The organism is Amycolatopsis sp. lyj-90 (assembly GCF_046549035.1).
Classification (GTDB): domain Bacteria; phylum Actinomycetota; class Actinomycetes; order Mycobacteriales; family Pseudonocardiaceae; genus Amycolatopsis.
Genome location: NZ_JAJPWP010000004.1, coordinates 515,091 through 527,418 on the forward strand (window position 1 = coordinate 515,091; position 12,328 = coordinate 527,418).

The following is a 12,328-nucleotide window of genomic DNA, read 5'->3' on the forward strand; positions in this document are numbered from 1 at the left end:
GCGTCCATCACGCGCGGCGGCGATAGAGGGCACGGATTCCGAAGGCCACGAGAAGCCCGAGGACGGCCAGCCCGAACGGCCGGAGCGTGACCGTCCACGGCCAGGCCGCGCCGTCGAGCGCGAGGTGCGAAGACGGGTACTCCAGTGTCCTGGTCGTCCATCGTGTGGTCGCGGTGTCCGTGATGCCCGCCAGGTCTTCGAGCACCGCGTCGAACGGGAAACCAGGTTCGGTGTGCAGGTACACGGGGGAGAGGCCGGGATACCGGTCGGCGGCGTGACTCGCGGCGGCGACGGCGCCGGGCACGATCAGCCGGTCGAGGTCGTCCGCCACCGCGGTGCGCGGGGCGAAGGTCAGCCCGTGCCGGGACAGGATCGGCGCGCCGTCCACACCGACGGCCGTCGTCTCGACCGCCAGCGACTCGCCGTAGGTGTCGAACACGGCGGCAAGCTCCAGTTCGCGGATCCCGGTGGTCAGCAGGACCCCCAGGTGCGGTTTGTCCCACCGGAAGGCGGTGTTGACCGCGACGACGGTGTCTGCGGCCTCGAAGGTGTTCTGTGTCATCGGTGTGCTCGAACCGGGGGAGTAGTGCGCCCAGCCGACGGCTTCGGCCGCCTTCCTCGCGGTTTCGGGGCCGGCGATCCGCTCCGTGATCCGCAGAGCCCCGTCGATCCCGGACAGGATCCCGGCCGTGGTCACGATGTTCCCGTCGTCGACGTAGCGTGTGCCGCGAATCCAGTCCACGGCGGGGAATTCTTCCTCGAAGCCACCGATGCGGAACCAGTGCGCGGTGGCGTGACGTCCGTCGAGGAGCCCGGCCGAGGCGAGCAGGCCCGAGCCGTTGCAGACACTCATGAGCAGGGCGCCCTTCGCCGACTGCTGCCGGAGCCAGTCGGTCACCGGCCGCGTGGTCGGCTCGCCGAGGTCCGGCAACGCGGGCACCACCACGACCTCCGGGGCGGCGGACGACAACAGGCTGTCGAGCTCGGCGAAACTCAGGTCGGGGATCAGGTCGAGCCTGCCGGTCAAGGTGACCGGCCGGGCCTGCGGCGCGACGGTGTAGACGTTGAAAGCGCCGGTCGTCGCCAGGACTTCGTACGGCGCGAGGGTGTCCGAGACGACGGCGCCTTCGTTCCCCACGACGACCACCGCGGTCGGCTTGGCGGGATCGTGCGCGCGGCGGACCGGTTGTGGCGTGGCACCGGCGGTTCTCGGTGTGTAGCGGTTTTCGAAGCTGGCGCCGAGCGTGACACCGCCGAGCGTGAGCGGCAGGGCCAGCGCGGCGACGGTGAACGCGAGCACGGTCAGCGTGACGCGGAAAAAGGTGCGCATCGTCAGGCTCCGTACTCGGCGCGACGGCGGAGCATGGCGGCGAGCATCGCGGGCACCATCAGCACGTGCCCGGCCGTCATCAAGGTTCCTCCGGAGACCAGGCCGGTCCAGAAGAAGGGCAGAAAAAGGACGTAGGGCAGGTACATCGCGGCCGACATCTCCGCGATCGATGCCCAGCCGTGGCGCCGGATCCGCATCCACAACGCCATGCCCAGCGACATGTTCGTCGCCATCACCAGCGCGCTCGCGGTCACGTTTTTCGCCAGATCCGGCCACAGGAACGACCAGACCGGTTCGAGGACGATCATCCCGGCCACCATCGCGAGCAGCATCTCCACGGCGTGGCGGGTGAAGTGCAGGACGGCCCGGTTACGGGTCTGCGGTTCTGTCGTGTGCTTCATTTCGGCTCCCTCGGTCGGTGCGACGGGAGCAATGTTCGGGCGCGACGGGGCATATCGGCAGGTGCCGGAGGTCATGTACGAGGTCATGTGACCCCGGTCAGAACAGGCCGAGTTCCCTCGCGCGCAGCGCCGCCTGGGTCCGGTCCCGCACCTGGAGCTTGGCGAGCACGCTCGTCACCAGGTTCTTCACCGTGCCTTCGGCGAGGAACAGCGTCCTGGCGATCTCCCGGTTGCTGCGGCCGTCCGCCAGAAGCCGGACCACTTCCAGTTCGCGCTCCGAAAGCGGGCTCTCCCGGGGCGGGCCGGCGGGCAGCTGGGCCACTTTGGCGACGAGTTTCGCCGCCACCGACGGCTGAAGGACCGACTCGCCCCGCTTGGCCGCGACCAGCGCCTCGACCAGCCGCGCCGACGAGACGTCCTTGAGCAGATAGCCGACGGCACCCGCCCGCAAGGCGGCGAAGACGTCCTCGTCGTCGTCGAACGTGGTCAGCGCCAGCACGCGAACGCCGGGTTGCTCGGCCCGCAACCGGGCGGTGGCCGCGATCCCGTCCAGCACCGGCATCCGCAGATCCATCAGCGCGACGTCGGGACACAGTTCGGCGCAGAGCCGGATGGCCTGCTCGCCGTCGCCCGCCTCGCCGACGACCTCGATCTCGGGCTGGACCTCCAGCAGGGTCGCCAGCGCCTCGCGGAACAACGCCTGATCGTCGACGAGCAGCACGCGGACGCTCATCCCGGCACCTCCACGGTGAGCGTCAAACCGTGCCCTTCCGCGGAGTCGACCGACACCCGGCCGCCGAGCCCGGCGACCCGCTCGCGGAGCCCGAGAAGCCCGAAACCCTTGTCCGGCGGGGAATCCCCGGTCAGCCCGAGGCCGTCGTCGCGGACTTCGAGCCGGACCCGATCGGCGACGCCGTAGTCGAGCACCACGGTCGCGGCCTTGGCCCGCGCGTGCTTGCGCACGTTGGTCAGTCCCTCCTGGGCCGCCCGGAACAGCGACTCCTCCACCTCGGCGCGAGTGTCCCTCGCCGTCCCCTTGACCTCGAACCCGGTCGGCACGCCCGCCGCCGACGCCTCGCCCGCCAAGGCGCGCAACACGTCCGCGAGCGGTTCCGAACGAGGCTCTCGCAACGCCGACACCGACCGGCGGACCTCCGCCAGCGCCTCACGCGACTGGTCCTGCGCCTTGGCGAGCATCCCGTCGGCTCGTTCCGTGTCGCCGGTGCCGATCACCGCGCGGGCGGCCTGCAGCATCATCTGCACGACCGTCAGATGATGGCCGAGTCCGTCGTGGATGTCGCGCGCGACCCGGTTGCGTTCCTGGGTCGTCGCGAGCTGCTCGGCTTGGGCGGCGTAGTCGCGAAGACGTTCGTGCGCCTCGGCCAGCTCCTCCCGCGCCCGCTTCTCCCGGACGATCAACTCGGTCACCACCGCGGCGAACACCATGACCGCCAGCGTCCCGAGCCCCTCGCGGAGTCCGTCCAACGGCGACATCGGCAGGTGGATCAACGGGATCAGCACCGCGACCCCGAACGCCACGGGCAACGGCAGCAGCAAGACGGTGTGGCAGACGAGGACCACGAGAAGCAGAACCGACCCGACAGCGGCACCCGAAAGCGAGAACAGTGTGAAGCCGAGCGGTAACTGAACGCAGACATACGCGATCGCGAGGGCGCGCCCGCGTTTCTGGACCCAGGGGAACCCGACGATCGCGATCGCCGCGTAGACCAGCCCGACGACGAGCGTCGGCAGCACGAGCGTCTCGTAGTTGGCCGAGCCGAGGGGCAACGTCACGTACGCGACGAGGGTCAGCACCGCCAGGGCCCGGTTCACGGACCCACCATAAGCGCAAGTCGTCCTCTAGTTGCGGTACTTCGCACGTGCAAGGACCGCAACTAGAGGACGACTTGCGGTAGTAACGCGGAGCGAAGCGGAGTCAGGCGATGGTGCTGTTCCGGATCTCCAGCGAGAAAGGTGTCTGGACGTCTTCGGGTTCGAGGTCGCTCCCGCCCGCGATGCGCCGCCGCAGCAGATCGACCGCGGCCCGCGCGATCGCCGCCTTGTCCGGGGCGATCGTCGTCAGTGAGGGCAGGCTGTACGCGCTCTCCTCATTGTTGTCGAAGCCGACGATCGCCATGTCCGACGGCACCCGCACCCCGCGCTCGGCCGCGGCTCGAAGGGCGCCGATGGCCAGAAGGTCGTTGAAGCAGAAGACCGCGTCGGGCGGTTCCGGCAGTGCGAGGAGATGCGCCATCGCCTCGGCGCCGTTGGCGCGGTGGTAGCGCAACGCCGGCAGGACCAGATCCGGTATCGGCGCGATTCCCGCCTCCTCGAGCGCGAAGTGGTAGCCCTCCAGCCGTTGCGCGGCGGTGTGGCGCTGCGGATGCGCGCCGATCGCGGCGATCCGGCGGCGGCCGAGCGAGACCAGGTGCCGTACCGCGATCCGGGCGGCCTGGACGTTGTCGATACCGACGTGGTCTATCGGGACGTCGACGACGTGCTCGCCGAGCATCACCAGCGGCACACCCGGCGCCAGGTCCTCGAAGTCGTTGGTGTGCAACGCCTCCGGGCTGATGATCGCGCCGTCGATCAGATGCGGCCCCAGCGCGGACAGCGCGTTGCGCTCCCGCTCCCGGGTGCCGAGGGTCTGTTCGATGAGCACGTTCCACTCGTGCTCCTGCGCCGCCTGCAGCACCAGGCCCGCCAGTTCGCCGAAGTACGGGATGCTGAGTTCGGGCAGCATCAGCCCGAGGAACCCGGTGCGCCCCCGGCGGAGGTTGCGGGCACCGAGATTCGGCCGGTAGCCGGTCGACGCCAGGGCCTCCTCGACGCGCTTGCGGTTCTCCGGCTTCACGAAGTCGTAGCCGTTGACCACGTTCGAGACGGTCTTGACCGAGACGCCCGCAAGCTTGGCGACGTCCTTGAGCGTGGCCACCCTCGCTCCCCTCTGCAGTGCTCCGGCACAGATCCGGCACAGCCTAACCGCGCGAACGGCGGATTTACAACGTTGTACCAACGATGTAAATCTGGCATCGTCCTGATGAGTGACATGGGTCACCGCAGGCCCGTGTGCTCGACTTCCCCGAGGAGCGATCGATGTCCCTGCCCATCCGCCGCACCCTGCTCCTGGTGACCGGCCTCGCGCTCGCGCTGACGGCCTGCACCAGCCGCGAGACCCAGCAATCCGCCCCGTCGGGGGCGGGACCGGCCGCTTCCGCGGCACCGAGCCAGGCCGCGACCGGGCCGGGATGCGCCCGCGAGAAGACCGGCTACCCGCAGGTGGACGTGAAGAACGCGGTCATCGGCTTCTCCCAGTCGGAGAAGGAGGCGAACCCGTTCCGGATCGCCGAGACGCAGTCCATCAAGGACGAGGCGACGAAACTCGGTGTCCCGGCGGGCAAACTGCTGGTCACGAACGCGCAGAGCGATCTCAACAAACAGGTCAGCGACATCAAGTCGTTGCTGGACAGGGGAGCGCAACTGCTCATCGTGGCGCCGCTGAACTCCGACGGCCTGCAGCCCGCGCTGGACGCGGCGAAGGCCAAGAAGGTCCCGGTCATCACGATCGACCGCAAGGTGACTTCGCAGCCGTGCTCCGACTACCTGACCTTCATCGGCTCGAACTTCGTCGAGCAGGGCAAGCGCGCGGCGCAGGAGATGGTGAAGGCCACCGGCGGCACCGGCAAGGTCGCGATCCTGCTCGGCGCCTCGGGCAACAACGTGACCACCGACCGCACCAAGGGCTTCAAGGACGAGATCGCCGCGACGCCGGGCGTCTCCATCGTCGCCGAGCAGACCGGTGAATTCGACCGCTCCAAGGGGCAGGCGGTGATGGAGCAGCTGATCCAGAGCAACCCCGAGATCACCGCCGTCTACGCCGAAAACGACGAGATGGGCATCGGCGCGGTCACCGCGCTCAAGGCCGCTGGCAAGACTCCGGGCAAGGACGTCAAGATCGTCTCGATCGACGGCACCCGCAACGCCGTCCAGCTCATCGCCGACGGCAGCTACAACGCGGTGATCGAGTCCAACCCGCGCTTCGGCCCGCTCGCCTTCTCGACGCTGCAGGACTTCGCCGCCGGCAAGGAGATCCCGCCGACCGTGGTGATCTCCGACGACCAGTACGACTCGGCGAACGCCGCGCAGAAGCTCGGGAACGCGTACTGACGATGGAACCGGTTCTCGAGGTCGAAGGCGTGACGAAGACGTTCGCCGGGGTGCGCGCGCTCGACGACGTGTCGTTCGCGCTGCGGCCGGGCGAGGTGCACGCGCTGGTGGGTGAGAACGGCGCCGGCAAGTCGACGCTGATCAAGGTGCTCACCGGCGTGCACCGGCCGGATTCCGGCACGATCCACGCGCGGGGCGCGATCTCCACCATCTACCAGGAGGTCAACCTCATCCCGCTGATGAGCGTGGCGAGCAACGTGTACCTCGGCCGCGAGCCGAGGAAACGGTTCGGGCTCGTCGACTGGGCGCGGATGAACGCCGACGCGGCGGCCCTGCTGGCGGACTACGGCATCGACGCCGACGTCCGCCGTCCACTCGGGACACTCGGCGTCGGCGCCCAGCAGATGGTCGCGCTCGCCCGCGCGGTCTCCGTCGACGCCGACGTGGTGATCATGGACGAGCCGACGTCCTCTTTGGAACCGCGTGAGGTCGAGACGCTGTTCGAGGTCATCGGCAGACTGCACGAGCGCGGGATCGCGATCGTGTACGTCAGTCACCGGATGGACGAGCTGTACCGGATCTGCGAACGCGTGACGGTGCTGCGGGACGGCAAGCGGGTCCACACCGGACCGCTCGCCGACCTGCCGAGGCTGGAACTGGTGTCGATGATGCTGGGCCGCAGTGTCGGCGACATCCGGTCGCACGGCGCGACGGCCTTCGAGGGCGACCACGAGGCGGGCAGGGAACCGATACTGCGTGCGGAAAACCTCACCAGCGGCAACCGGTTGAGCGGGGTCTCGGTGGAGATCAAACCCGGCGAGATCGTCGGGCTGGCCGGGCTGCTCGGCTCCGGCCGGACCGAGACCGCGCGGGCGATCGTCGGTGACCTGCCGCTGTCCGGCGGCACCGTCCTCGTCGGCGGAAAGCAGGTCCCGCCGGGGAACGTGGCGGCCGCGATGCGCGCGGGCGTCAGCATGCTCGCCGAAGACCGCAAGACCGAGGGGATCATTCCCCATCTTTCGGTGCGGGAGAACATCGTGCTCGCCGCGTTGCCGAAGCTGTCCCGCTTCGGACTGGTCAGCCGTGCCCGGCAGGACCGGATCGTCGACACGTTCGTGAAACGGCTGCGGATCAAGGTGTCCAGCCCCGACCAGAAGGTCTCCGAACTTTCCGGCGGCAACCAGCAGAAGGTGCTGCTGGCGCGCTGGCTGTGCACCGAGCCGAAAGTGCTGCTGCTCGACGAGCCGACCCGGGGCATCGACGTCGGCGCGAAGGCGGAGGTGCAGGCGTTGATCGACGAACTCGCCAAGGACGGGCTCGCCGTCCTGCTGATCTCCTCGGAGATGGAAGAACTCCTCGACGGCGCAGACAGGCTGGTCGTGCTCAAGGACGGCGCGGTCGTCGGGGAGCTGGCGGGGGAGCAGCTGACCCAGGACCACGTGCTGGCCGCGATCGCATCAAGCGGGGAAACGGAATGACCAGCACCCAGCAGAGAACCGAGGACCCGGGAAGCACCATGACGGACACGGCGAAAACGGTGGACCGGACCCGGGTGGCGCGCTGGCTGCAGGAGTACGGCGTGTACGTCGCCGTCGTCGCCCTGGTCCTGTTCAACATCGCGTTCACGGCGAACTTCCTGACCGTGGGCAACTTCCGCACCCAGCTCATCCAGGCCGCGCCGGTACTGGTGGTCGCGCTCGGGATGGCGCTGGTGATCGGCACCGAGGGCGTCGACCTTTCGGTGGGGGCGGTGATGGCGCTGTCGGCCGCGCTCATCCCGCTCTACCTCGGAGCCGGGACGCTGCCCGCGGTCGCCATCGCCCTCGCGGCGGGTTTGGCGGCGGGGGCGCTCAACGGCGTCCTCGTGGCCAAAGTCGGGATCCAGCCGATCGTGGCGACACTGGCCTTACTCGTCGGTGGGCGCGGTCTCGCGCTGGTGCTCGCCGACGGTCAGCTCGTCCAGCTGCACGATCCGGCGTTCCTGGCATTGGGTACCGGCGAGGTGCTCGGGATCCCGGTGAGCGTCCTCATCGCGGCCGTGCTGGCCGTCCTGATGGCGGCGCTGGTCGGGAAGACGGCGTTCGGCAGGCGGCTGGTCGCGATCGGCGGCAACCGCCGGGCGAGTGTGCTGGCCGGACTGCCGGTCAACCGCGTCCTCATCGGCGTCTACGCGATCTGCGGGCTGCTCGCCGCGCTGGCCGGGGTGCTCTCCACCGCCCGGCTCGGCGCCGGCGACCCCGCGGACGCCGGGTTGCTGATGGAACTGTCCGCGATCACCGCGGTCGTGGTCGGCGGCACCCCGCTGACCGGCGGACGCGTCCGCATCCTCGGCACGGTGATGGGTGTCCTGCTCATGCAGCTCGTCCGCGCCACGCTCATCAAGCACAATCTGCCGGATTCCACCGCGCAGATGATCCAGGCCGCGATCATCGTCGGCGCGGTGTACGTCGCACGCGAACGGAGCAGCCGATGACCGCGGCGCCCACCTTGGCCGGGCAGGACTCCACGCGGCGCGAGCTGATGACCGGCGTGCTGCAGAAACAGGGCGCGGCGATCGCGCTGGTGCTGATGGTCGCGGTGGCGTGGCTGCTGTTCCCGCGGTTCGGCAGCCTGGACAACCTGCGCGACATCGCGTTGCAGAGTTCGTTCCTCGCGATCATCGCGCTCGGGATGACGTTCGTGATCATCACCGGCGGGATCGACCTGTCGGTCGGTTCGGTCTACGCCCTGGGCGGGGTGCTCGCGGCCTACGGGTCGCAATGGGGATTCCTCGTCGCGCTGCTGCTTCCGCTGGCGGTGTGCGGGCTGATCGGGCTGATCAACGGGCTTCTCGTCGCGAAGACCGGGATGGCGCCGTTCATCGTCACGCTGGCGACCTTGCTCTTCGCGCGCGGCCTGCTGCTCGCGATCACGTCCGAAGGCGCGACGACGTACAAGATCCCCGAGGGCGAGGCGTTCGTCGAACTCGGACGCGGCACGCTCTTCGGCTTCGGCTATCCGGTGTTCATCGCGGCGGCCCTGTGCCTGATCGGCGGGCTCGTGCTGCGCCGGACCCGGTTCGGGCAGTCGGTGTTCGCCACCGGCGGCTCGGAGCAGTCCGCGAAGCTGATGGGACTGCCGGTCGCGCGCACGAAGGTCACGGTCTACGTCATGAGCGGTGTCCTCTCCGGGCTTGCGGGCGCGCTGACCGCGGCTTATTTGCAGTCCGGCGTCACCGTGATCGGGGTCGGCCTCGAACTGGACGCCATCTCCGTCGTCGTCATCGGGGGCACCCTGCTGACCGGCGGGATGGGCACCATTCTCGGAACGGTCATCGGCGTGGGCATCCGAACGGTCATCCAGAACGTCATCAACCAGATAGGAACTCTCGACAGCAACTACCAATCGGTGGTCAGCGGCGCGTTCCTGCTGGTGGTCGTTGTGCTGCAGCGGTCGCTGGCCCGTACGACCACCCGGAGATAGGGAGATCGCATGCACCGAAGAACCGCACGCGCCCTGAGCGTCGTGGCCGGTCTGCTGGCCGCCGCGACGACACTCGTCCCCGTCGCCCAAGCCGCCCCCGTCCCGCTCCCGACCCCGTGGACGAGTCAGGTCTCGCCGTCGAACGCGCTGCCCGAGTACCCGCGCCCGCAACTGGTGCGCTCGGAATGGCTCAACCTCAACGGGACCTGGGGCTTCACCGGTGCGCCGAACCTGAACTCGCCGCCGATCGGCAGGCCGCTGAGCGAGAACGTCCTGGTGCCTTACCCGATCGAGTCGATGCTGTCGGGGATCAAACGGCACGAGGACAACATGTTCTACCGCCGTACCTTCACCGTTCCGTCCACTTGGGACGGTCGAAGGGTGAAGCTCAACTTCGGCGCCGTCACCTGGGAGACCAGGGTGTGGGTCAACGGGACGTCGATCGGGAGCCACACCGGCGGTTTCGACGCCTTCTCGTTCGACATCACCCCGGCGCTCAAGGCGGGGGAGAACGAGATCGTCGTCGGCGTCGCGTCGCCCGTCGACGGCAGCCGCTATCCGGTCGGGAAGCAGCGCAAGACGCCCAGCGGCATCTTCTACACGGCGGCGTCGGGGATCTGGCAGACCGTGTGGCTGGAACCGGTCCGCGCCGAGCACATCACCCGGCTCGACACCACGCCCGACGTCCCCGGTGGCGCGCTCGACCTCGTCGTCCAGGGCACACCCGGGCAGCAGGCGACCGCCGAAGTGCTTTCGGGCGGCCAAGTGGTCGGTACCGCGACCGGCGCCGTCGGGTCCCACCTCCGTGTCCCGGTCCCGAACGCGCGCCTGTGGTCACCCGACGATCCGTTCCTCTACGACCTGCGGGTGCGGCTGCCCGGAGGTGACGCCGTCACCGGGTACTTCGGCATGCGGTCACTGGGCAAGGCGATGGTCGGCGGCGTGATGCGGCCGCTGCTCAACGGGAAGTTCGTCTTCCAGCTGGGCACCTTGGACCAGGGCTACTGGCCGGACGGCATCTACACCGCGCCGACGGACGAGGCGCTGCGGTTCGACCTCGAACGCCAGAAGGCCTTGGGCTTCAACATGGTCCGCAAGCACATCAAGGTCGAGCCCGCGCGGTGGTTCTATCACGCCGACAGGCTCGGGCTGATGGTCTGGCAGGACATGCCGTCGCTCGACTCGATCGACGAGGTTCCCAACGGGCACACGAACTTCGAGTCCGAGCTTCGGCGGATGATCGAGCAGCACAAGAGCATCACGTCGATCGTGCAGTGGGTGCCGTTCAACGAGGGCTGGGGCGAGTACGACGCAGGGCGCATCGTCGACCTGGTCCGCTCGATCGACAACACGCGGCTGATCAACCACAACTCGGGTTCCAACTGCTGCGTGTCCGATCCGGACCCGGGCAACGGGGACGTGATCGACGACCACGCCTACCAGGTCTCCACCGGCACGAGGCAACCCGACGCGAGACGGGTCGCGGTGCTGGGTGAGTACGGTGGCCTCGGCAGACGCGTCGTCGGGCACGAATGGGAGCCGGGCAAGGGTTTCGCGTACGGCGCGCTGTATCCCGACGAGACGTCGCTGACGAACCGGTACGTGGAGATCACGAAGCAGGTCGGGCGGTTCGTGCACGGCCGCGGGCTTTCCGCGTCGGTGTACACCGAGCCGTACGACGTCGAAAACGAGGTCAACGGCTTCTACACCTACGACCGCCGGGTCCTGAAAATGACCGAGGCGCGGGTGCGCGAGATCAACCAGAAGGTGCTCGCCATCGCCAAGGGCACCGAGGTTGGCCGGGGCGAGCCGGTTTCGCTGAGGGTGACCACGGCCGGGTACACCGACCGGTACCTGCGGCACCAGAACGACTTCGTGCGCACCGACGTCCTCGGCGAAGGCAGCGCGGACGCCGCCAAGAAGGACGCGACGTTCTGGGTACGGCAAGGGCTGGCCGACGCTTCGTGCCTGTCGTTCGAGTCGCGGAACTACCCCGGTCAGTTCCTTCGGCACGCGTCGTCACGGATCCGCAAGGACGCGAACGACGGTTCGGCCTTGTTCGCCGCGGACGCGACCTTCTGCGCGAGGGAAGGCGCCGGCGGAACGGCGCTGGAGTCGTTCAACCAGCGCGGCGCCTTCATCCGCCACTACGCCGAGACCGTTTATCTCGCGCGCAGCGGCGGGGCGAACCCGTGGGACACGCCGTCGGGCTTCGCAGCGGACACGACCTGGGCGGCCTCGGTCCCGCTCTGGCGCAGTGGCGCCGACCTGCCGCTGGACCAGGCGCGGTCGTTCAAGGTGACGACACCGGGCTTCACCGACCGGTTCCTGCGGCACCGTGACGGCCTCGCGCGGACGGACGTCGTCAACGGCTCCAGCCCCGCACTGCTGAAGGCGGACGCGACGTTCTTCGTGCGGCGCGGGCTCGCGGATCCGTCGTGCTATTCGCTGGAGGCGCGCAATTATCCGGGCCAATTCCTCCGGCACGCGGACTTCCGGGTGCGGCTCGGCGGGAACGACAACACCGACCTGTTCCGGAAGGACGCCACGTTCTGCGCCCAGCCCGGGGCCGGTGGCGTGCGGCTCGCGTCGGTGAACGAACTCGGCACGAACATGCGGCACTACGCCGAGGAGGTCTTCGTCGCCGCCAGCGGCGGTGGCCACCCGTTCGACAACCCGGTCTCGTATGACCAGGACGTCACCTGGGCGGTCTCGGCGGCTTGGGCTCCGTAGCCGGTTCGCAGGTCCGTGAAGGCCTCCTTGCCTACCCTGAAGGTAGTGAAGGAGGCCTTCACGGACTACGCGATCGCCTTCCGAGGCCTCAGCGATACCGCCAGCCCCAGCAGTCACGGCGGCGCGCGAAGGGCCCCTTCCCCGAGTACATGAAGGCCCCCTTCCTTGCGCTAGACGCAAGGAAGGGGGCCTTCATGTACTCGCAAGGGCGAGCTAGAGACAGTGGCGTGGTGCG

The 12,328-nt window shown here is 68.9% G+C and carries 10 protein-coding genes; 5 read left to right on the forward strand and 5 right to left on the reverse strand.

What is annotated here, in order from left to right; genetic code table 11:
- Positions 1 to 7 precede the first annotated feature (7 nt).
- From ACLJPX_RS17785 to ACLJPX_RS17805, 5 genes are all read right to left on the reverse strand, one after another.
- The gene (locus ACLJPX_RS17785; RefSeq protein ID WP_410601059.1) at positions 8 to 1,330 is read right to left on the reverse strand and encodes a DJ-1/PfpI family protein; all 1,323 of its coding nucleotides are present in this window, start codon (positions 1,328 to 1,330) and stop codon (positions 8 to 10) included.
- Positions 1,331 to 1,332: 2 nt separating this feature from the next.
- The gene (locus ACLJPX_RS17790) at positions 1,333 to 1,731 is read right to left on the reverse strand and encodes a hypothetical protein (protein ID WP_101608091.1); all 399 of its coding nucleotides are present in this window, start codon (positions 1,729 to 1,731) and stop codon (positions 1,333 to 1,335) included.
- 97 nt (positions 1,732 to 1,828) lie between these two features.
- Positions 1,829 to 2,464 (reverse strand): response regulator, encoded by a 636-nt coding sequence (locus ACLJPX_RS17795; protein ID WP_410601060.1) that lies wholly within the window; start codon positions 2,462 to 2,464, stop codon positions 1,829 to 1,831.
- Entirely contained in the window at positions 2,461 to 3,564 is a 1,104-nt protein-coding gene (locus ACLJPX_RS17800) for a sensor histidine kinase (RefSeq protein ID WP_410601062.1), read from the reverse strand. The genes ACLJPX_RS17795 and ACLJPX_RS17800 overlap by 4 nt, the downstream gene beginning before the upstream one ends.
- Positions 3,565 to 3,667: 103 nt before the next feature.
- A complete protein-coding gene (locus ACLJPX_RS17805) occupies positions 3,668 to 4,666 on the reverse strand; it encodes a LacI family DNA-binding transcriptional regulator (protein WP_410601063.1) in 999 nt (332 codons plus the stop codon).
- A 161-nt stretch (positions 4,667 to 4,827) separates the two neighbouring features.
- Between ACLJPX_RS17805 and ACLJPX_RS17810 the strand changes: the two genes are divergently transcribed.
- The 5 genes from ACLJPX_RS17810 to ACLJPX_RS17830 are packed head-to-tail and all read left to right on the forward strand — an operon-like array spanning position 4,828 to position 12,093.
- Positions 4,828 to 5,898, forward strand: coding sequence for an ABC transporter substrate-binding protein (locus ACLJPX_RS17810; protein WP_410601064.1), 1,071 nt, complete (start codon positions 4,828 to 4,830; stop codon positions 5,896 to 5,898).
- Positions 5,899 to 5,900: 2 nt separating this feature from the next.
- Positions 5,901 to 7,376, forward strand: coding sequence for a sugar ABC transporter ATP-binding protein (locus tag ACLJPX_RS17815; protein ID WP_410601065.1), 1,476 nt, complete (start codon positions 5,901 to 5,903; stop codon positions 7,374 to 7,376).
- 38 nt (positions 7,377 to 7,414) lie between these two features.
- A complete protein-coding gene (locus tag ACLJPX_RS17820) occupies positions 7,415 to 8,371 on the forward strand; it encodes an ABC transporter permease (RefSeq protein ID WP_410601329.1) in 957 nt (318 codons plus the stop codon).
- Positions 8,368 to 9,360 carry an ABC transporter permease gene (locus ACLJPX_RS17825; protein WP_410601066.1) on the forward strand — a complete coding sequence of 331 codons (993 nt, stop codon included), beginning with the start codon at positions 8,368 to 8,370 and terminating at the stop codon, positions 9,358 to 9,360. Before ACLJPX_RS17820 ends, ACLJPX_RS17825 begins: the two co-directional genes overlap by 4 nt.
- A 9-nt stretch (positions 9,361 to 9,369) precedes the next feature.
- Positions 9,370 to 12,093: an AbfB domain-containing protein gene (locus ACLJPX_RS17830; RefSeq protein WP_410601067.1), complete on the forward strand. Its 2,724-nt coding sequence runs from the start codon at positions 9,370 to 9,372 to the stop codon at positions 12,091 to 12,093.
- Positions 12,094 to 12,328 lie beyond the last annotated feature (235 nt).

Coding starts and splice junctions, on each gene's coding strand:
- ACLJPX_RS17785 (WP_410601059.1), bottom strand. CDS start 1,330: ATGCGCACCTTTTTCCGCGTCACGCTGACCGTGCTCGCGTTCACCGTC.
- ACLJPX_RS17790 (WP_101608091.1), bottom strand. CDS start 1,731: ATGAAGCACACGACAGAACCGCAGACCCGTAACCGGGCCGTCCTGCAC.
- ACLJPX_RS17795 (WP_410601060.1), bottom strand. CDS start 2,464: ATGAGCGTCCGCGTGCTGCTCGTCGACGATCAGGCGTTGTTCCGCGAG.
- ACLJPX_RS17820 (WP_410601329.1), top strand. CDS start 7,415: ATGACGGACACGGCGAAAACGGTGGACCGGACCCGGGTGGCGCGCTGG.
- ACLJPX_RS17815 (WP_410601065.1), top strand. CDS start 5,901: ATGGAACCGGTTCTCGAGGTCGAAGGCGTGACGAAGACGTTCGCCGGG.
- ACLJPX_RS17810 (WP_410601064.1), top strand. CDS start 4,828: ATGTCCCTGCCCATCCGCCGCACCCTGCTCCTGGTGACCGGCCTCGCG.
- ACLJPX_RS17825 (WP_410601066.1), top strand. CDS start 8,368: ATGACCGCGGCGCCCACCTTGGCCGGGCAGGACTCCACGCGGCGCGAG.
- ACLJPX_RS17830 (WP_410601067.1), top strand. CDS start 9,370: ATGCACCGAAGAACCGCACGCGCCCTGAGCGTCGTGGCCGGTCTGCTG.